The sequence below is a fragment of the Massilia sp. PAMC28688 genome (assembly GCF_019443445.1).
Classification (GTDB): Bacteria; Pseudomonadota; Gammaproteobacteria; order Burkholderiales; family Burkholderiaceae_D; genus Telluria_A.
Map to the genome: position 1 here is coordinate 4564786 of NZ_CP080378.1, position 19321 is coordinate 4584106.

18 protein-coding genes and 1 pseudogene are annotated in these 19321 nt (G+C 60.9%); 11 read left to right on the top strand and 8 right to left on the bottom strand.

Translation table 11 applies throughout. The annotated features are described in order from the left end of the window. Positions 1-149 precede the first annotated feature (149 nt). The 4 genes and pseudogenes from KY495_RS20325 to KY495_RS20340 all read right to left on the bottom strand — a co-directional run. A protein-coding gene (locus tag KY495_RS20325; RefSeq protein ID WP_374040953.1) for an IS3 family transposase occupies positions 150-1690 on the bottom strand; the annotation gives its coding sequence in 2 pieces (ribosomal slippage) (positions 150-1234 and positions 1234-1690; 1542 coding nt in all). Positions 1691-1801: 111 nt separating this feature from the next. Continuing rightward, positions 1802-2212, bottom strand: a complete 411-nt coding sequence (locus tag KY495_RS20330) for an EamA family transporter (protein WP_229518392.1) — start codon at positions 2210-2212, stop codon at positions 1802-1804. A 211-nt stretch (positions 2213-2423) separates the two neighbouring features. Then, complete coding sequence (locus KY495_RS20335) at positions 2424-3383, bottom strand: tyrosine-type recombinase/integrase (RefSeq protein WP_229518393.1); 960 nt, start codon at positions 3381-3383, stop codon at positions 2424-2426. 203 nt (positions 3384-3586) lie between these two features. Continuing rightward, a pseudogene (locus KY495_RS20340) lies at positions 3587-3982 on the bottom strand (efflux RND transporter permease subunit); the annotation flags it as partial. A gap of 143 nt (positions 3983-4125) precedes the next feature. On the opposite strand from KY495_RS20340, the gene KY495_RS20345 reads away from it, so the two are divergent. After that, positions 4126-5190 (top strand): DNA-binding protein, encoded by a 1065-nt coding sequence (locus KY495_RS20345; protein ID WP_219881134.1) that lies wholly within the window; start codon positions 4126-4128, stop codon positions 5188-5190. Positions 5191-5221: 31 nt separating this feature from the next. Here the strand turns inward: KY495_RS20345 and KY495_RS20350 are convergent, their stop codons facing one another. The 3 genes from KY495_RS20350 to KY495_RS20360 form a co-directional block, all read right to left on the bottom strand. Then, positions 5222-5599: a hypothetical protein gene (locus KY495_RS20350; protein ID WP_219881135.1), complete on the bottom strand. Its 378-nt coding sequence runs from the start codon at positions 5597-5599 to the stop codon at positions 5222-5224. Between the two features lie 298 nt (positions 5600-5897). Next, the gene (locus KY495_RS24410) at positions 5898-6074 is read right to left on the bottom strand and encodes a Tn3 family transposase (protein ID WP_371873468.1); all 177 of its coding nucleotides are present in this window, start codon (positions 6072-6074) and stop codon (positions 5898-5900) included. Positions 6075-6232: 158 nt separating this feature from the next. Continuing rightward, positions 6233-7249, bottom strand: a complete 1017-nt coding sequence (locus KY495_RS20360; protein ID WP_075791083.1) for a YeiH family protein — start codon at positions 7247-7249, stop codon at positions 6233-6235. A gap of 55 nt (positions 7250-7304) precedes the next feature. Between KY495_RS20360 and KY495_RS20365 the strand changes: the two genes are divergently transcribed. From KY495_RS20365 to KY495_RS20400, 8 genes are all read left to right on the top strand, one after another. After that, the gene (locus KY495_RS20365) at positions 7305-8279 is read left to right on the top strand and encodes a LysR family transcriptional regulator (RefSeq protein WP_228892619.1); all 975 of its coding nucleotides are present in this window, start codon (positions 7305-7307) and stop codon (positions 8277-8279) included. 81 nt (positions 8280-8360) lie between these two features. Beyond that, complete coding sequence (locus tag KY495_RS20370; RefSeq protein WP_075791082.1) at positions 8361-8789, top strand: nuclear transport factor 2 family protein; 429 nt, start codon at positions 8361-8363, stop codon at positions 8787-8789. A 28-nt stretch (positions 8790-8817) separates the two neighbouring features. Next, the gene (locus tag KY495_RS20375) at positions 8818-9324 is read left to right on the top strand and encodes an RNA polymerase sigma factor (protein ID WP_027868096.1); all 507 of its coding nucleotides are present in this window, start codon (positions 8818-8820) and stop codon (positions 9322-9324) included. Then, positions 9321-10118 (top strand): anti-sigma factor, encoded by a 798-nt coding sequence (locus tag KY495_RS20380; RefSeq protein WP_075791080.1) that lies wholly within the window; start codon positions 9321-9323, stop codon positions 10116-10118. Before KY495_RS20375 ends, KY495_RS20380 begins: the two co-directional genes overlap by 4 nt. A 5-nt stretch (positions 10119-10123) precedes the next feature. Next, positions 10124-10567 carry a DUF305 domain-containing protein gene (locus tag KY495_RS20385; RefSeq protein WP_051306793.1) on the top strand — a complete coding sequence of 148 codons (444 nt, stop codon included), beginning with the start codon at positions 10124-10126 and terminating at the stop codon, positions 10565-10567. A gap of 3 nt (positions 10568-10570) precedes the next feature. Next, positions 10571-11965 carry a beta-propeller fold lactonase family protein gene (locus KY495_RS20390; protein WP_091874567.1) on the top strand — a complete coding sequence of 465 codons (1395 nt, stop codon included), beginning with the start codon at positions 10571-10573 and terminating at the stop codon, positions 11963-11965. A gap of 119 nt (positions 11966-12084) precedes the next feature. Next, the gene (locus tag KY495_RS20395; RefSeq protein ID WP_370660048.1) at positions 12085-13284 is read left to right on the top strand and encodes a molybdopterin-dependent oxidoreductase; all 1200 of its coding nucleotides are present in this window, start codon (positions 12085-12087) and stop codon (positions 13282-13284) included. Positions 13285-13295: 11 nt separating this feature from the next. Next, entirely contained in the window at positions 13296-13934 is a 639-nt protein-coding gene (locus tag KY495_RS20400; protein WP_228892616.1) for a c-type cytochrome, read from the top strand. Between the two features lie 146 nt (positions 13935-14080). Here KY495_RS20400 and KY495_RS20405 read toward each other — a convergent pair whose 3' ends face one another. Further along, positions 14081-15097, bottom strand: a complete 1017-nt coding sequence (locus KY495_RS20405) for a tyrosine-type recombinase/integrase (protein WP_083684450.1) — start codon at positions 15095-15097, stop codon at positions 14081-14083. 186 nt (positions 15098-15283) lie between these two features. Between KY495_RS20405 and KY495_RS20410 the strand changes: the two genes are divergently transcribed. Both KY495_RS20410 and KY495_RS20415 read left to right on the top strand, forming a co-directional pair. After that, positions 15284-16252: a DNA-binding protein gene (locus tag KY495_RS20410; RefSeq protein WP_219881137.1), complete on the top strand. Its 969-nt coding sequence runs from the start codon at positions 15284-15286 to the stop codon at positions 16250-16252. Positions 16253-16359: 107 nt separating this feature from the next. Continuing rightward, the gene (locus KY495_RS20415; protein WP_219881138.1) at positions 16360-19320 is read left to right on the top strand and encodes a Tn3 family transposase; all 2961 of its coding nucleotides are present in this window, start codon (positions 16360-16362) and stop codon (positions 19318-19320) included. Position 19321 lies beyond the last annotated feature (1 nt).

Genomic DNA, 19321 nt, shown 5'->3' on the forward strand with positions numbered 1-19321 from the left:
GACGAGGCGTTAAGCCTTCGTTAAGATCTCGTTAAAATTACGTTAAACATAGAGAGTCGCTGCCCAGCAGGTACTACTACAGTGCAGCATTCGGTGCGTGTCAAGGTAGTTGTCGCATAAAGCAGTCGTAAAGTTGGTGCCTCCTTTGGTTATGCAGCACGCTGCTGGTCAAGCTTAGACGGCGGGTTGAGCCACACTTTGTCAGGCGCCAGCCAAGCCCTCGGCTGTCGTTTCCAACGCAAAGGATGGCGTGCGCACGCTTCGGCGTAGATAGCTTGCCGCTTCGTCAGAATGGCATTCGCAAGACCGCTGTGCCGCTGCTCTGGCGTGACATAGGACAGCCCGCTATGCAGATGCTCGCCGTTGTACCAAGTGACGAATTTGAGCACCCACTGGCGCGCCAGTTCAATGTCAGCAAATCCATGCGGCGGATAGCCAGGGCTGTACTTGCAGGTGCGAAACCAGGCTTCGATATGGGCGTTGTCGTCCGATACGCCAGGGCGGCTATGCGATGGGGTAATGCCCAGCGTCTCCAGCTTGGACTTAAGCGTATGCGCCTTTTGTGCCGAGCCGTTGTCGGCATGCAGCACCAACGGCTTATCACCCCGCCGGTGTTCGCGCCAGCAGGCCCGTTCAATCAACGCAGCGGCCTCGTCGCCACCTTCACATGCATGCACCTCCCAGGCCACCAGCTTTCGGCTAAACAGGTCGATGACAGCGTACAGATAGAAGAACATGCCGCGGACCTGACTGGGCAGATACGTCACATCCCAGCTCCACACTTCATTGGGACCATGGGCAACGTGGCGCTGCGGTTCAGTCTTCGACGCTGCTTTGGCTCGGCCGCGGTGATGCTGCTCTTGCGCCGCCCTCAGCACCCGGTAGAACGAGGACTCGGAGGCGACGTATACGCCCTCGTCTGCGAGGCGCGGCACAATTTGCGCTGGCGGCAGGTCTGTGAAACGCGGCTCGTGGCAAATGGCCAGTACCTGTTCGCGTTCCTGCTCGCTCAGCTTGTGCGCCGGCTCCGGCCGGACCGCTCCGGGCCTGCCGTCGGCACGTACCGCACCGTCCCGCTGCCACCGTTCATAGGTGCGTGCAGTCAGCCCAAGCTCGGCGCAGGCGGTTTTCAAACGTGCCCCGGCCTGGCGGGCCTGCTCAATATCGGCGACCATCTCTTCGCGCTGTGGCAACGCAATCATGCGTCCTCGCCGTCCGTCCACAGCGCTTCGTACTTTCGGGACAGCACGAGCAGCGCTGCCGTCTCCGCCAACGCCTTCTCCTTGCGCCGCAAGTCCTTCTCCAGCTCGCGAATGCGCTTCTTGTCTGTAGCGCGCTCGGTCGTGGCCGCGCCGCCCTGGCCACCCGCGAGCACTGCGTGCACCTCGGCACGCCAGCGTTCCAGCTGCTCCACCAGCAGTCCCTTGCGACGGCAGTACGCGCCTAATTCTGCTTCGTTCAGTGGTGCCGCCTCCAACACGACAGCGAACTTGTCAGCAGCACTCCACTGTTCCGGATTCTGGCCGTCGCCGGGCACAGCACGACCTTGCTCACGGGCCTGTTTTCGCCACAAATACAGCGTGCCCTCAGGTATTCCAGTCAGCTGCGCTACGTCTGCTACAGGTTTGTTGTGCGGCGCCGCCATCAGGCTCAGCGCATGCTCTTTTTTCTCTTGGGTATATCGTGTCATCGTCAATTCCGTCGCCCCTTGGCGAATTAGAACTCCAAATCAATGGAGGCGACAACTATTTTGACAGAGGGGGCATTAGGAACAGCTTATCAACTGGACCGATCAGATAAGTTACCTCTTGGTAAGAACGAGTAAGCCTGCCACGATCAGACCAGCGCCGGCGACCATTCGTAGAGTAATCACTTCTCGCAGCAACAGCCAGGCCAGCAGCATGGCGATGATCACACTACCCTTATCGATCAGCGCGACTGTCGCGACGTCGCCCTCCTTAAGTGCCTTGTAATAAAAAATCCAAGATAACGCAGTCGATAGGCCCGAGATCCCTAGCCATAGGAGATTGCGCGAGTTGACGCTGGCGAGGTGCTGAACTGGAACGGCCCAGGCGCCAAACATGAGTACGAAGCCACAAACAAACAAAGTTCTTATCGTCAGACCGAGTTCCGCCGATATCCCGGTGAGCCCCATCTTTGCGATTACTGATGTAAATCCTGCAAAAAACATCGAGATAAAGGCGTAAGTCATCCACTTTTCCATAGAGTTCCCTTCCATTTGGTCGCGGAAAAAATGCCATGTGCTGCATGCATGATGCCCCGCAGAACTCGAAAAATACATGCCAATGCGTTCAAAATCAATTGGGGGGAATGAAAGAATCGACCGTTAGGACAAATCAGGCTAGTTTGACCCGCGTGCGCAATAGACTGCCGGCCGCGTTGTCCTCGAACCGGCTTGCCTCTTAGATGTAGCCCTGCACAGTGCCGTCATGGTGCCAGCCTCCTTGCTTCTTGATGTCGCGAAAGTCGGCGCCGGCACGGTGCGCGCTCGTGGCCATACCGCGCCGTAGGCTGTGGCTAGACAGGTCCGGCGCGTAGTCCAGACCCGCCAGCGCTGCGCACGCCGCGAGGACATCATTGACCGATCCCTCGCCCAGGGCGGTGTCGGCCACCACGCCCCCCTTGCTGATTGGCCGAAACACCGGCCCGGCCGTGATGCCGCCGGCGCTAAGCCATGCGCGCAGCGCCGTGGCCGGGCAGAAGGGGCCGCCGCTGTACGGGATCGCCCTGATAATCCCTTCGCCCAGCTGGTCGGTCTTCGAGCGAGGTAACATAATCTCTATGCCTTCCGGCACCCAGCCTAAGTGCTCGACCAGGATCGCAACCAGCTCGCTCCTACGCATGCCCCCGAAAAAACCGATCTGCAGGAGCGCGTTATCACGCGCAGCCTTGAGAGTGCCGGCGCTGCCCAACTGCGCCACGATCCGCTCCAGGTCCTCGATCGGCAGCGCCTTGGCCTTCTTCTTCGGGCGCCCATGCTTACGCGCGATCCCGGTCAGGGTCTTGCGCACGGTCGGCGTCGACGCGGGATCGGGGAAGCCCTGGTGGACGTGCCACTGCGATAGCGCCGTGACGCGCAGGGCCCGGGTGCGCGGATTGAGGGCATTCGAGTAGGCGAGCAGGTAGCGGAGCATCGCCCCTTCGTCCGCCGGCAGCACGCCGCCCCAAGCCAGGTAATGGTTGCCGGCGGACCGGTAGGCGCGCCGCGTGTTGTCGGCCGTGGCGGCGGCCAGCACGGCACGGTGCTGAGCCGCGAGCGCTGATGTAACGCCGCCGGTATGGATCACCGGCGCCGGGTGCGCATCGATGATATCAGGGCAGATGTCGGCGGGTGCGGGTATGGCCATGGCGGTGTCGCTCAATCTCGGGCTGTAATTGGGATTACGGCAGGGTATCAAAAAGAGGCCCGCCGCAGCCAATCCGAAAACACGGAAGAGCTGCGCAAGCCCCAGGAGGAGAAAATAATCTAGACGAGGGATGATTCGGTTTCCGGCGGCATGAATCGATTCGCTAGACCCTCAATATCGGTCAAATTGACCTTAGCGCCCGATTTTTGCCGTTTTCCCTATCCTCCCCCGATGCGATGGGCGAGCCGGTACATCAGTGGGCGCAACAGTAGTGTCAGTGCCGTCGAGGAACGCACTCCACCGATCACGACGGTAGCCAGTGGACGTTGAACCTCCACCCCCGTCCCTGTTGCAATTGCCATAGGCACGAACCCTAGCGATGCGACGAGCGCCGTCATCAATACCGGCCGCAACCGCCTGAGCGCGCCTTCTCGCACTGCCTGATCAAGTGGAAAGCCCCTGCTTCCGCAGGGAACGGATGAACGAAAGCATGACGAGGCCATTTAGTACGGCTACACTTGAGAGTGCGATAAACCCACCGACAGCGGAAATGGACAATGGGATATCCCGGGTCCACAGGGCCAGGATCCCCCAGTGAGGGCAAACGGAATGCCAGCTTGGGATTTGTATAGTCCGAAATTTGCATCATCACTTTGCGAGATAAATGTTTGACTGCTTTCGTAAAACGCGCCCCCTACGCCCGTCACCACCTGGTTGCGTGCAGTCCGACTTTTACTTCGTCCGACGGCAGACCACAATGACAACCGCCCCGATACAGCCAACCACCCGCCGGGACTTCGCCGCGCTGCCGCGCCAGGAACTCACGTTCGCCGCATGCGATGCGCTCGCCGCCCGCAGCCGCAAGCCGAGCGTCTCCCTAGTTCGCGAGACGACCCTCGAGATAGCCGGCGTAAAAAAAGGCAGCGACGGCGATGTGCAGGAAGACATCCGTCTGTGGTATGAGGCGCTGTTTGCCCTCAAGCGAGCCGCGGGGGCCGATGGGGTGCCAGACCGGATGACGGCAATGTTTCACACCCTGTGGCGCGCGGCCGTCGAACAGGCGGACGAGCGGCTTGTCGCTGAACGCGAGAAGCTTGCCCGCGATCGTGAGGTTCTGCAGGACGACTTGAAGCGGGCGGATCAGCGCAGCGACGCCTTGCGCTATGAACTTGACACCGCTCAGGCAGCGCTGGAGGCGCGTGACGAGACAATTGCCAGGCTGGACCAGCTGGTGAGCGGGATCCGTGCTGAGGAGCAGTCGCTGCACGCGGTCATCCTAGCCAAGGACGAGCGCATCGAGGCACTGACAGCGGAACTGGCCAGGAAGGCGGCCGACCAGGCTGCGGCACTGGTGGAACTGGACGGCGCCCGCAAATATGCGCTGGTGCAGATTGACCAAGCGCGGGGTGAAGCAAGGCACTGGAAGGAGCAATGGGACCGCAGCGACCAAGACGCGCGAGGTGCGCGTGCTGCGGCCGATACCTACCGCAGCAAGGCGAGTAACCTGGAGAGTTCCCTCGCCGGTGCAATGGGCCGCATGGGCCAGCTTCAAGAAACGCTGAATGACGAGAAGGCGCGCGCTGCAGGATTGAGTGGTCGGCTCGACGAGGAACAGGCGTTTGCCCGCAAAGTTCAGGTAGAACTCGCGGATTTGAGGGTCGAGGTCGAAGCTTTGCGAACGCGCCATGATGCGGCAAAGCGCGAGGTGCGTGCGGCGAAGGACTTGGCGGCAGCTGCAACGCAACGTGAAACGGAGGTCGTCGCTGAGCTTGATCTCCTGCGCGCTTCGTCAGCCCGCCCCGGGCTGCCATCGGAGCCCTAACTTTGTTAGTGCTTACAAGGTCGAGTGCCGCCTATTGACGGGACAACAAATATACCACCCGGCTGCATCCCACCAGGCCGATGACCAGGCTGACAAGTTGCAGCGTAGCAGGTGGCCGTTCGCTCAGGCTGTCAAATTTAGTGATTAGAATTGCCAGACCGGCTAGGATACACACGGCGTAGAAGGCGACAAAAGCCTTTCGCTGGGTGTCTGGCTCCTGTTGTGGTTCTGTCACCAGCTCCATCCCTGGGTCCTCGCTGTTTTTTGATAGGCCATGAGATTCATCGTTAGCGGAGAGGCGAAGGTGGACGAACACCACTACCAACGGCACAACAATGAAGGAAATCATAATTGACCAAAGAACCCAGCTAGGCATCAATGAAAGTTCATAGGGCCCAAATTGACTCATTTCTTCTCCTGCGCTGTTGCGCCTTGACCTCTGTGTTTTCGCAAGCGAAAGTCTTCTCGTAAGCGCGGCTGGTCGTACGCATCAACCTTGCTTTGAGATATTTTTTCCAGAAATGCATGATGCCTCCTGGCAAATATTTTTGAGTTGAGGAGGCTCGTTAACACGGCCGCTGCACCAAGTCCTGTGGTGAACAAGGGGAGAATAGGGAAAACGGAAAAAATCGGGCGCTAAGCCCTGTTACCGATTCTTGAAGTCCGCAGCGGCCGATATTTTTCTCATCAACCTTCTTGCTCTTCCTTCAAATGTAATATCCGGTCCCGTAGATGTGCTCCCAGGCCAACGAGGACACGAAACTGCAGCATACTGGCGTCGGGGTGCTGCCAGGACCGCGCGCAACCTGTGTCGCCCGCTCCAGAAACACCGCATGCCAAAGAACGATGGCGCCCGTCACCAGGTTTAAGCCGCGGTCGCACATATCACCTAAGCGATGAATCAAGACCGCTCTGGCAAGCGCATTGCGCGACTGCTTGCCAAGCGTATCAGACTGTAACTTTCTGCAATACCACCAAGTTTCTCGTATTAAAAAAATACAGATCCTCGATTTCTAACGGTAGCCGCTAATCGGGCAGTGCTTCAAACGATGCCGAGCATTTTTATCAGGAAAAAACTGATGACTGCCAACGCCAGCAGCGACAACACGACAACTGCGGCGACCCGGCAACCGGCCCGCATGACTGAGCGCGCATCGACGCCGAGTCCGAGTGCGGCCATCGACATAATGGTGAGGAAATTCGCCGTCACGTGCATCGGCGCAATTGCCGCCTCTGGAATGGCGCCGAACGAGCGCAAGGTCAGCAGTAGCAAAAAGCCGACGATGAACCACGGGACCATATGCGACAGCGCAGGACGACGACCACCTTCGCGCCGACCAATCAGCGACAGTACCAGCACGACTGGGCCCAGCATCAGCACCCGCACCAGTTTCACCAGGGTGCCGATGTGGACGCTGCTAAGCGATATCGATGAGGTCGCGGCCAGCACCTGGGGCACCGCGTAGACGGTCAGCCCGGCAAAGACACCGAACTGCGTTGGTGAAAACGACAACAGTGACACCATTAGCGGCAGCACCAGCACCACGACAACGCCAAGCACGGCAGTGAAGGCGATCGCCGCAGCGACGTCCTTTCCATCCGCATCGATAACCGGGGCCACCGCGGCAATGGCAGAGTTACCGCAAATCGAATTGCCGCAGGCAATCAAGATGGCCATCTTGCGCGGCAGACCAAAAGCACGGCCAAGGGCAAAGCTGAGCGCAATCGCGATGGCGACCACTGCCGCGATGCCGCTCATCAGACCGATGCCGTTTTCGAGCAGCGCACCGGCGCTGACCGAAGCGCCCAGCAGCACGACCGCGATTTCCAGCAATAATTTCGCACCGACTTGGATGCCGTCTTCGAAGCGAGTATCGAGCCGATGCACCGTCCGCACGGCGGTGCCTAGAAGAATGGCCAGCACCAGGCTTTCGAGCCATGCGTGGCCAAATAAAGCGCTTTCGATGTTTTCCATTGCGTAAGCTATCGCAGTAACCACAGCGCAAAGTGCCAAGCCTGGCAGCGCGTTGCGAACGAGTTTTAGTGGTTGCTTGACCATTTGCCGCTCCTGATTCTCGAATTCAATAGAACGATTATCAAGTCGACAGATTGTTATGTCCATCTTACAATATCGAATATATCGTTCAATAGAATTGAACAATCAGATGACACTAGAACAATTGCGGATTTTTGTTGAAGTCGCCGAGCGACAGCATTTGACCCAGGCCGCCGCAGTGTTGGCGCTCACCCCTTCAGCGGTAAGTGCTTCGATCAAGGTGCTGGAAGAACGCTATGGTACTGCCCTATTCAATCGCGTCGGCCGCGGCATCGAGATCAGCGAAGCGGGCCGTATTTTCCTGATAGAAGCACGCCGCACGATCGCCAGCGCGCGCGCCGCCGAACTGACATTGGCCGAGCTGGGTGGAATGAAACGTGGCACGCTGACCATTCATGCGAGTCAGACTATCGCCAGCTATTGGCTACCCGAGTACCTCGTGCAATTTCGCCAAGCGCATCCGGCGATCGCACTGAGCGTGACCATCGATAACACCCATAATGTCGCCCAAGCAGTGCTTCAGGGGGGCGCCGACCTTGGCTTTGTCGAGGGCGCCATCGACGAGCCGACACTATCGGTCGATGCCATCGCATCCGACCAGATCGTCGCTGTAGTCGCAGCGCACCATCCATGGGCTTCAGGGAGGAGGCTGCTGCACGCGGATCTTCTTGAGGCACAGTGGATCTTGCGCGAAAAGGGGTCCGGCACGCGCTCGGCGCTCGAGTGCGCACTTCAGGCGATGCATGTCGACTTCGATGCACTCGATATCGCACTCACATTGCCGTCCAACGAAGCGGTCCGCTCCGCTGTGATGGCCGGCAAGTTCGCCACCGCCATGTCGGAACTGGTAGTAGCCTCGCATCTGCGGGCAGGTTTGCTGGCGAAAGCAAACATCGACTTGCCGGAGCGCGCGTTCTACATGTTGCGCCATCCCGAACGGTACAAGACAAAGGCATCTCTGGCGCTGGAAGCGATGATCCGCCTCTCCCAAATAGCGCGCGACGAAACGCCTGCGAAAATTAATTTGAAATAGATGGAATAAATCATCCGCAGATCCGTTCACCTCGATAACACCGGTTTTTTCCGTCCGACTGACCCAACCAGGGAGAATTTCATGAAACAAGCGATCTTCGCCGTCATCCTCGCTATTGCTTCGATCGGCAGCGCTGTCGCCAGCCCGATGAGCGATGCCGCGCAGATTCACTTTAGCGCCATTGGCGCCGGTGACACGTCCGTCATCATGCGTGGCTATGCCGACAACGCCCAGCTGACATGGGTCGGCGGGCCGCTTGACGGCATGTACGCCGGTTCCGATGCCATTCGCGCCACCTGGGAAAAGTTCGGCAAGGCTGTCGGGCCGGCGCGCGTGACTGTGCTTGCTCTGGAGGAATCGGCGAACCCAAAGGGTGCGACGATCGTCGCCAAGGTGCAGTTCGAAGGCAAGGCACAGGTCAATGTGCGCTATGTGCTGACCTACCGCGATGGCAAGCTGGTCAACGAAACCTGGCAGATCGATCCGAAACTGACCGCAGCAGCTTATTGATTAATCGACCGATACTCCAGTGACATCCATGCCCAATTCGCGCGACCAGCTGCTGGCCTGCATTCCCCGTCTGCGCCGCTATGCGCGGGCATTGGTCGGCGATCGGGCCGGCGCCGACGACCTGGTGCAGGACACGGTCGAGCGCGGATGGGGGAGACTGGCGTCATGGGAGGGTGGTAGCGATATGCGCGCATGGTTGTTCAGCATCATGCACAACGTGCGTATCGACCAGGCGCGGCGGCCTTCAGTGCCGACGGAAGCGCTCAACGAGGAGACATCGATGGCACTAGCACCTGGCAGTCCTTCAAGCGGACTCGAACTGCGCGACATGGAAACGGCCTTGCGTGCGCTGCCAGAGGAACAGCGTGAAATCCTGCTGCTGGTGGCCTTGGAAGAAATGAGTTACGACGACGTCGCGCAAACGCTCAAGATTCCCATCGGTACGGTCATGTCGCGCCTGTCGCGCGCGCGTGAAAAAATGCGCGCGAATATGGAAGGGAGAGCGTACATCGCACCCTTGAAGGTGGTCAAATGAATACCCTACCCATCACGGAAGCCGACTTGCACGCCTTCGTCGACGGCAAGCTGCCTGCCGCGCGCCGACTCGAGGTCGACGCCTATCTGGCGCAGCGCCCGGAAGAGGCGGAGCGACTGCGCGCCTATACAGCGCAAAACGATGAACTGCGCGCGCTTTTCAATCCCGTGCTCGACGAAGCGGTGCCGGAGCGCTTAAGCGCAGCGCGACCGCGCCAGTGGCAATGGCAGCGGCTGGTAGCCGGTCTTGCCATCGCCCTGTTCAGCGGCACGACAGGGTGGCTGCTGCATGGCCAGCAGGCAGGCGAGATTCAGTACGCCCAAGGTGATTCCATGCAGGCCAGGCCGGCGCTGTACGTTGCCGGCTTGGCCCATCAGGCCGCAATCGCCCACGTTGTCTATAGCCCGGATGTCAAGCGGCCGGTGGAAATCGGGGCTGACCAGGAAGAGCAGCTAGTGGCATGGCTGTCCAAACGCCTCGGCACGGCAATTCGGCCACCCCGGCTGGGCAAACTCGGCTACGAGCTGATCGGTGGTCGCCTGCTCCCTGGCGCCCAAGGCGCGGTGGCGCAGTTCATGTACCACGACGCGACCGGGCAGCGCCTCACCTTGTACGTGTCGACCGACCAGGCGCACAACAAGGACACAGGTTTTCGCTTCGCCCAGGAGGGACCGGTGAATGTGTTTTATTGGATCGACGGCAAATTCGGCTATGCGCTGTCGGCTGGAATTAACAAGGCCGAACTGGCGCGCGTTGCCACCGCCGTGTACGACCAACTGGAGAAACCGTCATGACCTTAATGAACCGTCCCTTGTACCTTCGACGCTTGGCCACGTTCGCCGTTGCCGCCCTGATTGGCGCTAGTGCTCTCGGACAGGCCATGGCCCACCATCATGGCCAGTCGCCAGCGGCAAAGCCCCCCGTATTTATCGCCAGCACGGCCAAGCCGTTTGCCGCGCTGACGGACGATGCCATGGCCGTCATGGATGACGGCATGAAGCGCGCGCCAATGAATGGCGTTGCGGAACATGATTTCGTGACGATGATGATTCCGCACCACCAGGGCGCCATCGACATGGCGAAAGCGCTCCTGCTCACCACCAAGGATCCTGAATTGCGCAACGTCGCCCAAGGCATCATCACGGAACAGCAAAACGAAATCAACATTATGCAGGCCTGGTTGCAGCGCTACCAATCGGCTCAGGCAAAAGTTGCTCCCACTTCGATCACCAAGAAAGAATAAATCATGCAACTCCGTCACTGCGTTTTCTCGTTGACCGTCAGCAGCCTGCTCACCGCCTCCGCGTTTGCCGCTCCTGGCGCGCAAGACCGCGTCTACACCGCTGACCAGAATACCAATACCGTTTCAGTGATCAACCCGGCGACCAATTTGCTGCTCGGCCAGATCAAACTGGGCAACCAGCGTCCCGACGTGTTGTCGCCGCTATACAAGGGCGAGATCAATGTGCACGGCCTGGGCTTTTCGCCCGACCACAAGACCCTGATTGCCATTTCAAACGGCTCTAACTCGGTGGCATTCATCGACACGGCGACCAACAAGGTCAAAGGAATCACCTATATCGGTCGCTCGCCCCATGAAGGGTTTTTCACTGCCGACGGCCGCGAAGTCTGGGCGGTGGTGCGCGGCGAAGACTACATCTCGGTGATCGACCCGGTCACCTTCAAGGAGAAAAAGCGGATCGAGACGACCGCCGGCCCCGGCATGGTGCAGTTCCTGCCGAACGGCAAGCTGGCGTTCGTCGTCTCCAGCTTCAATCCCGTGGTCGACGTGATCGACATGAAGTCGCACAAGGTCATCAAGCACATTAAGGTCGTCAGCCCGTTCTCGCCGTTCCTTCAGTTCACCCCTGATTTCAAGGAAATGTGGATGACGCACAAGGATGCCGGCAAAGTGACGCGCATCGATACTGCCAGCCTGGAAGTAAAGGGCGTCATCGATACCGGCTTCATTACCAACCACTTGGCGTTCGCGAAGACTGCGGCTGGCACCCGTGCTTACGTAACGATCGGCGGTGAGAATGTCGTCAAGGTGTACACCACCGACGCCACGCCGACGCTGGTTGCGACGATCCCTACCGGCGCGTTGCCCCACGGCATCTGGACCTCCGACGACGGCACACGTCTGTATGTGGGACTTGAAAACGGCGACGCGGTCGATGTCATCGACAGCGCCACCAACAAGGTGATTGCGCGCGCACCGGTCGGCCAGGCGCCGCAGGCACTGGTGTACGTTTCGAACGCCGTGCCGCACGGCGACGGCATGACCAACCTGGTCCCGCGCGCCAACAGCGAGCCAATCAACATTGCGCTTAAACCCGCTGCCGGCGAGGCCAAGGGATTCGTTGTGGCCCGTAACCTGGGCGTGGTGGACGCGCTGGAAGTGTCGCTGTTCAAACTCAAGCCGCAGACCGCGTACAGCGTGTACGTCACCGGCCAGGCCGCGCCGGTGGCCAGTTTCAAGACGAATCCGATGGGGATGGCGAACGGCACTGCGATCGGACCGATGCGCGCCGTGAGCAACAGCCTCAACGACAAGGCCGCGACGGCGAGTCGCATCCTGGTGATGGAAGGGGACGTGGCCGTCGATCCACAAAAAGCCGTATTGAGTAGCGTGCAGTAAGCAAATCACGACAATACTGTGGCAGTATCGAGCTAACCGATTTCACAATAATAACGGAGACCAGTATGGCGAAGAACTCGTTGATATTGACGGCGGAGGCGTTGCGGCGCCGTTCCTTTATGAGGCAGGCCGGCACGCTCGGTGCCGCCGGCGTGTTCGGCAGTCCGGTATTGAGCGCGCTCGCGGCGGAGGCAGGCCACGTCACGCTGCCGTTTGAAAACGGCGAGCGCGAACTGGTCGTGTATCCTCAAAAGCGGCCGCTGATCCTGCTGACCGCCCGTCCGCCGCAGCTGGAAACTCCGTTCAGTGTGTTCAACGAATCGGTGATTACGCCGAACGATGCGTTTTTCGTCCGATATCACTGGAGCGGCATTCCCACCGCGATCGATGCGCAAACATACCGTCTCAAAGTCGGCGGCAATGTTAATACGCCGCTGGAGCTCTCGCTCGCCGACCTCAAGCAAATGGCTGACGCCACCGAACTGGTTGCCGTGAACCAGTGTTCCGGTAACAGCCGCGGCCACCTGTCGCCGCGCGCCAACGGCGGCCAGCTATCGAATGGTGCCATGGGCAACGCACGCTGGACTGGCGTGCCGCTACGCAAGGTGCTGGAAAAGGCCGGCGTCAAGGCCGGGTCGGTACAGGTCTCGTTCAACGGCCTTGACACGCCGCCCGTTGGCGACGGGCCCGATTTCATGAAGGCGCTCAATATCGACCATGCGCTCGACGGCGAAGTCATGTTGGCCTGGCAAATGAACGGTGCCGATCTGCCGATGTTGAATGGCTACCCACTGCGCCTGGTGGTGCCCGGCTACTACGGCACCTATTGGGTCAAGCATCTGTCCGACATTACCGTGACCGACAAGGTATTCGACGGATTTTGGATGAGCACGGCCTATCGCATCCCCGACAATCAGTGCGCCTGTACCGAGCCGGGAAAGGCGCCGACCAAGACCGTCCCGATCAATCGCCTCAACGTGCGCTCGTTCGTGACCAGCCTGACCGACGGCATGCACGTCAAGGTCGGGCGCCAGACGGTGGTGCGCGGGATTGCGTTCGACGGCGGCTACGGCGTGAATGAGGTGGCGTTTTCATCCGACGGTGGCAAGAACTGGCAAGCCGCACAACTGGGCAAGGACCTGGGGCGCTACTCTTTTCGAGAGTGGAGCGCGGCGTTCACGCCGAAACAAAAAGGAAACCACGAACTGCTGGTTCGGGCGGGCAACCGGATCGGTCAAGGCCAACCCGCGAGCGCCCTGTGGAACCCTGCCGGCTACATGCGCAATGTGGTCGAATCGACGCGCGTCGTCGCGGTATAAGGGGAACCACATTGAAACATCCACTGATTTGCTCTCTGTTCACCATCAGTCTGATGGCTGCGGCCCCAGCTTTCGCCCTCGACATTCAGCTTCCGCCTGAAACTGCTGTCTTCAAACCCAGCGAGTTGCCGGGATATGCGCTGGCCCAGCGCAACTGCATGACATGTCACTCGGTCCATTACATCCAGTCGCAGCCCACGACATCGCCGCGCGGCTACTGGGATGCCACCGTGAGAAAGATGAAGAAACCGTTCGGTGCGCAATTCTCAGACGCGGATATCCCGGACATGGTCGATTACCTGGTCAAGACCTACGGTGCCGAACGCAGTAACGCAGTGCCGATTGCGAACGCGGCGATAAAGCCAGCTGCAGTTGCACCGAAGGCCGGCGCCACCGCAGCAATCGATACGAAAGCGTTGCTTGCCGCAAATGCTTGCATGGGATGTCATTCGATCGACAAAAAGGTCGTCGGGCCGGCATTCAAGGAAGTGGTGGCAAAGTACAAGGGCAAGGCAGACGCGGTATCACTGGTGGCGAGGAATATTCGAGCGGGCGGCGCTGGCAAATGGGGGCCTGTACCGATGCCAGCTTTCTCCCAACTGAGCGAGGGCGAAGCGATGGCCTTGGCGCATTATGTCCTGGCGCAATGAATTTGATGCCATCCCCTTCCTGTAGACGCCTTTACTGAGCATGCCCGCCGGGGACGTGCTTCGCGCCATGCCGTCGCTCGCCCCGGCACAGCCGGGGGCCGGCCGGTGCTGCTTTTCAACAACGGGCAAGCGGGCGCTGAGACAAATCAGGCCGGTTTGACCCGCTTACGCAACAGACTGCCGGCCGCGTTATCCTCGAACCGGCTGGCCTCCTCAATGTAGCCATGGACCGTGCCGTCGTGGCGCCAGCCTCCTTGCTTCTTGATGTCGCGGAAGTCGGCGCCGGCGCGGTGCGCGCTGGTGGCCATGCCACGCCGCAGACTGTGACTAGACAGGTCTAGCACGTAGTCGAGTTTGACCAGTGTCGCGCAATCCTCCAGGATCGTATTCACGCTGCCCACGCCCAGAGCGGCGCTGGCCACCGTCCCCCACTTGCTGATAGACCGAAACACCGGTCCGGCCATGATGTCGGCGGCGTCGAGCCAGGCGCGCAACGCCGCCGCCGGGCAGCAAGGGCCGTCGCTGTACGGGATCGCCTTGATGATCCCTTCGCCCAGTTGGTCAGTCTTCGAGCGCGGCAGCATGATCTCGATGCCCTCGGGTGTCCAGCCAATATGTCCGACCTCGATGGCGACCAGCTCGCTGCGCCGCAATCCGCCGAAAAAACCGATCTGCAAAAGTGCGTTGTCGCGCGTCGCCTTCAACGTGCCGGCGCTGACCAGCTGCACCACGATACGTTCCAGGTCCTCGATTGGAAGGGCCTTGGCCCTCTTCTTCGGGCGGCCGTGCGTGCGTGCGATCCCCGTCAGTGTCTTGCGCACGGTCGGTGTCGAAGCCGGATTGGGGAAGCCCAGGTGGACGTGCCACTGCGACAGTGCCGTCAGGCGCAACGCCAAGGTGCGGGGATTGAGGGTCGGCGCGTAGGTGAGCAGGTATCGGATGATCGCCGCTTCGTCGGCCGGCAACACGCCGCCCCACGCCAGGTAGTGGTTTACGGCGGACCGGTACGCCCGGCGCGTGTTGTCGGCCGTGGCGGCGGCCAGGACGGCGCGGTGCTGGGCTGCGAGCACGGCGTCCACAGCTGTAACGGCAGAGTGCAGCGCCGACGCTGGGTGTGCATCGTTATTTTCGGCGCCGTTGTCGGCGGGTTCGGGGGTGGCCATGGCTGTGTTGCTCGCGGTCGGGCTTGTAACGGGGGTTACGGCAGGATAGCACGCTGCGGATCGACATCGGTGTCGATAATCTACATTATCGAGCCTAATTATTCACTCATTTCGGATCGATTTTATATCGTAATATAACGTACCATTACGTATTACACCGCACGTTATCTTATCCAAGGAGCGATCATGGCCAGAGCCGGTATCCTGTACTCCCACGTCGCCAAGGCGGCCGCCCAGCTGACCGCCGCCGGCAAGAACGCCACCGTCGACACCGTGCGCGAGGCCTTGGGCGGCACCGGCAGCAAGAGCACGATCGCGCCAATGCTTAAACAATGGAAGGCGCAGCACGAAGGCGAGGTCGCGGCGGCGGGCGCGGGCGTGCCGGCCGATCTGCTGGAGGCGATCAAGGGCGTCTACGACCGGGTGCAGGTAGGCGCGCAGGTTCAGGTCGAGCAGCTGCGCATTGAGCACCAGCTGGCGGCACATAAAGTCGCACAAGCGGCGGAGGCGCTGCGCGAAGAGGTGCGCCAGCTTGGCATAGAGCGCGAAGCCCTGAAAGCCGAACTGCACAGCGTAATGGCGGCGTTCGCGCGCGAGCAGGCTGCCCGGCATCAAGATGCGGTGGCGATCGCCGCCCTGGAATCAGAAAAGGCGGGGCAGGCCCAGCGCCTGGCCGACCGCACGGCCGAGGTCCGGGAGCTGGCGGACCAGCTGGCGCAGGCGCGGCGCCAGTTCGAGCACTTCCAGGAGGCGAGCGCGGCCCAGCGGCAGGATGACAAGCACGCCTACGAAACGCGGATTGCCCGCGCCGAACAGGAGGCGGCCACGCTGCGCGCCAACTTCCAGGACGGCCGCGAGGCGCTGGCCGTGCTGCGGAGCGAGAAGGCCCAGCTGGAACACACATTGCACGAGCAGCGAGACGCGGCCAGGGAGCAAGCCCGCAAGCTGTACGAGGCCACGGAAGGACTGACGGCGACGCGCGAGTTAGCTAGCAGCAGGCAGTTTGAACTGGAAATGGTGGTGGAACGCCTGGAGCATGCCCACCAGGCGAATGAGCGGCTGGAGGCTCGCGTTAGCGAGCTGGAGGGCGAGAACGCGGATTTGAAAAAGAAACCCGCCGCAGCCAGTCCGAAAACACGGAAGACAAAAACGTAAAGCGCTTTACCTTTTTAAATTTAATGGGTTCGAATGATGCGAACCATTGTCAGGGCGATCCTTCTACCGGCGCACCACACAAACCTTTCAGCGAAGGATCGGACCGAATGCCACGCCGCTCACTGCTGTCCGATACCGAACGCGACAGCTTATTGGTATTGCCACAAAGTCAGGATGATTTGATTCAGCAATACAGCTTCACGGATGCCGACCTGGCGTTGATCCGGCAGCGGCGCGGGGCAGCGAATCGCCTTGGGTTTGCGGTCCAGATGTGCCTGTTGCGCTATCCCGGCTACGCGCTTGCCAGCGACACCGCGCTGCCGGATTCGGTGTTGCACTGGATCGCCAAGCAGGTGCGCAGCGACGCCGGCGCCTGGCCGGAATACGGCGAGCGGGAGAAGACGCGCAACGAACACCTGCACGAGCTGCGCGCCTACCTGGGACTGTCAGTCTTCGGCCTGCCGGACTTCCGCAAGCTGGTGGACAGCCTGGCCGACCTCGCTATGCAGACCGACAAGGCGATGGTCATCGCCGCGCATTCCCTTGAAACGCTGCGCCAGAAGCGCATCATCCTGCCGGCGCTCCCTGTCATCGAGCGGGCCTGCGCCGAGGCCGTGACGCGGGCCAACCGGCGCATTTACCGCGCGCTGATCGATCCGCTGGAGCGGCACCACAAGCGCTCGCTTGACAACCTGCTCAACGTGGCGCCTGACATGAGCATCACCTGGCTTGTGTGGCTGCGCCAGTCTCCGCTCAAGCCCAATTCCCGCTACATGCGCGAACACATCGAAAGGCTCAAGGTGTTTCAGTCTCTGGCACTGCCGGAGGGGCTTGGCCGCCAGATCCACCAGAATCGCCTGCTGAAGATGGCGCGCGAGGGTGCGCAGATGACGCCGCGCGACCTGGCGAAGTTCGAGGATGAGCGGCGCTATGCGACACTGGCGGCGCTGGCCATCGAAGGCATGGCCACCGTGACGGACGAACTGGTCGACCTGCACGACCGCATCATGATCAAGCTGTTCAGCGCGGCCAAGAACAAGCATCAGCAGGACTTCCAGAAGCAGGGCAAGGCCATCAACGACAAGGTGCGCCTGTACAGCCGAATCGGGCGCGCGCTGGTCGAGGCCAAGGAATCCGGCATGGACCCGTATGCCGCGATCGAGGCCGTGCTGCCGTGGACAGACTTCACGCAAAGCGTGACCGAGGCGGCAGAACTGGCCCAGCCCGAGACGTTCGACCACCTGCACCTGGTGGGAGAGCAGTACAGCACCCTGCGGCGCTATACGCCTGAGTTCCTCGATGTGCTTCGGCTTAAAGCTGCGCCGGCGGCGCAAGCGGTGCTGGACGCGATCGACGTCCTGCGCGAGATGAACATGACCGGGGCGCGCAAGGTGCCGGACGATGCGCCGATCGCGTTCGTGAAGGCGCGGTGGAAGCCCCTGGTCATCACCGACGACGGTCTTGACCGCCGCTTCTACGAGATTTGCGTCTTGTCGGAGCTGAAGAATTCGTTGCGGTCGGGCGACATCTGGGTGCAGGGTTCGCGCCAGTTCCGGGACTTCGAGGAATACCTGCTACCCACGGAAAAGTTCGGGGCGATGAAATCAGCGCGCGAGCTGCCGATCGCGGTCAACCAGGACTGCGACCAGTACCTGCACGACCGCTTGCTCTTGCTCGAACAGCAACTGGCCACCGCCAACCGGCTCGCGCTGACGAACGAACTGCCCAATGCGATCATTACTGAGACAGGACTGAGGATCATCCCACAGGACGCCGTGGTGCCGGACGAGGCCCAGGCGCTGATTGACTTCGCCAGCGGCATGCTTCCCCGGATCAAGATCACCGAACTGCTGATGGACGTGGACGACTGGACAGGTTTCACGCGCCACTTTGTCCATCTTAAGAGCGGGGAGCAGGCCAAGGACCGGACGTTCCTCATGTCCGCGATCCTGGCCGACGCCATCAACCTCGGCCTGACCAAGATGGCGGAATCGAGTCCCGGCGCCACTTACGCGAAACTGTCCTGGTTGCAGGCCTGGCACATCCGGGACGAAACCTATTCGGCCGGCCTGGCTGAACTGGTCAACGCCCAGTTCAAGCACGCCTTCGCTGCGCACTGGGGCGACGGCACAACGTCGTCGTCGGACGGCCAGCGCTTCCGCGCGGGCGGCCGGGCCGAGAGCACGGGCCACATCAACCCCAAGTACGGCGCCGAGCCCGGCAAGCTGTTCTACACCCATATTTCCGATCAGTACGCGCCGTTCAGCACCAGAGTGGTCAACGTCGGCGTGCGCGACTCGACCTATGTGCTCGACGGCCTGCTGTACCACGAATCGGACCTTCGCATTGAGGAGCACTATACCGACACCGCCGGCTTCACCGACCACGTGTTCGCGCTAATGCACCTGCTGGGTTTCCGCTTCGCGCCGCGCATCCGCGATGTGGGAGACACCAAGCTGTACGTGCCGGCCAAAGTGGGCGATCACCCCGCCTTGCGCTCGATGATCGGCGGCAGCCTGAACGTCAAGCATCTGCGCGCACACTGGGACGACGTGCTGCGCTTGGCCGCCTCGATCAAGCACGGCACCGTCACAGCGTCGCTCATGCTGCGCAAGTTAAGCAGCTACCCGCGCCAGAACGGCCTGGCGATCGCGCTGCGCGAGCTGGGGCGGATCGAGCGCACGCTGTTTATCCTGGACTGGCTCCAGAACGTCGAGCTGCGCCGACGCGTACACGCCGGTTTGAACAAAGGCGAAGCGCGCAATGCGCTGGCCAGGGCGGTATTCATCCACCGGCTGGGCGAGATCCGCGACAGGTCGTTTGAGCAGCAGCGGTACCGCGCCAGCGGCCTGAATTTGGTGACGGCCGCAATCGTACTGTGGAACACGGTCTACCTGGAGCGGGCGACGCAGGCCTTACGTGAGAAAGGCAAGTTGCCAGACGACGGTATGCTGCAATTTTTGTCACCGCTGGGCTGGGAGCACATCAACCTGACCGGGGACTATGTGTGGCGCCAGCAGCGTATAGCCGAAGGCGGGTTCAGGGAGCTGCGCAAGCCCCAAGAGTAGG

What these genes read in the sequence shown, in the direction of transcription:
- KY495_RS20390 (WP_091874567.1), top strand. Translation starts at nt 10,571, where the DNA reads ATGCAACTCCGTCACTGCGTTTTCTCGTTGACCGTCAGCAGCCTGCTC.
- KY495_RS20350 (WP_219881135.1), bottom strand. Translation starts at nt 5,599, where the DNA reads ATGAGTCAATTTGGGCCCTATGAACTTTCATTGATGCCTAGCTGGGTT.
- KY495_RS20360 (WP_075791083.1), bottom strand. Translation starts at nt 7,249, where the DNA reads ATGGTCAAGCAACCACTAAAACTCGTTCGCAACGCGCTGCCAGGCTTG.
- KY495_RS20410 (WP_219881137.1), top strand. Translation starts at nt 15,284, where the DNA reads ATGGCCAGAGCCGGTATCCTGTACTCCCACGTCGCCAAGGCGGCCGCC.
- KY495_RS20370 (WP_075791082.1), top strand. Translation starts at nt 8,361, where the DNA reads ATGAAACAAGCGATCTTCGCCGTCATCCTCGCTATTGCTTCGATCGGC.
- KY495_RS20375 (WP_027868096.1), top strand. Translation starts at nt 8,818, where the DNA reads ATGCCCAATTCGCGCGACCAGCTGCTGGCCTGCATTCCCCGTCTGCGC.
- KY495_RS20395 (WP_370660048.1), top strand. Translation starts at nt 12,085, where the DNA reads ATGAGGCAGGCCGGCACGCTCGGTGCCGCCGGCGTGTTCGGCAGTCCG.
- KY495_RS20385 (WP_051306793.1), top strand. Translation starts at nt 10,124, where the DNA reads ATGAACCGTCCCTTGTACCTTCGACGCTTGGCCACGTTCGCCGTTGCC.
- KY495_RS20330 (WP_229518392.1), bottom strand. Translation starts at nt 2,212, where the DNA reads ATGACTTACGCCTTTATCTCGATGTTTTTTGCAGGATTTACATCAGTA.
- KY495_RS20380 (WP_075791080.1), top strand. Translation starts at nt 9,321, where the DNA reads ATGAATACCCTACCCATCACGGAAGCCGACTTGCACGCCTTCGTCGAC.
- KY495_RS24410 (WP_371873468.1), bottom strand. Translation starts at nt 6,074, where the DNA reads ATGTGCGACCGCGGCTTAAACCTGGTGACGGGCGCCATCGTTCTTTGG.
- KY495_RS20405 (WP_083684450.1), bottom strand. Translation starts at nt 15,097, where the DNA reads ATGGCCACCCCCGAACCCGCCGACAACGGCGCCGAAAATAACGATGCA.
- KY495_RS20415 (WP_219881138.1), top strand. Translation starts at nt 16,360, where the DNA reads ATGCCACGCCGCTCACTGCTGTCCGATACCGAACGCGACAGCTTATTG.
- KY495_RS20365 (WP_228892619.1), top strand. Translation starts at nt 7,305, where the DNA reads ATGTCCATCTTACAATATCGAATATATCGTTCAATAGAATTGAACAAT.
- KY495_RS20345 (WP_219881134.1), top strand. Translation starts at nt 4,126, where the DNA reads ATGACAACCGCCCCGATACAGCCAACCACCCGCCGGGACTTCGCCGCG.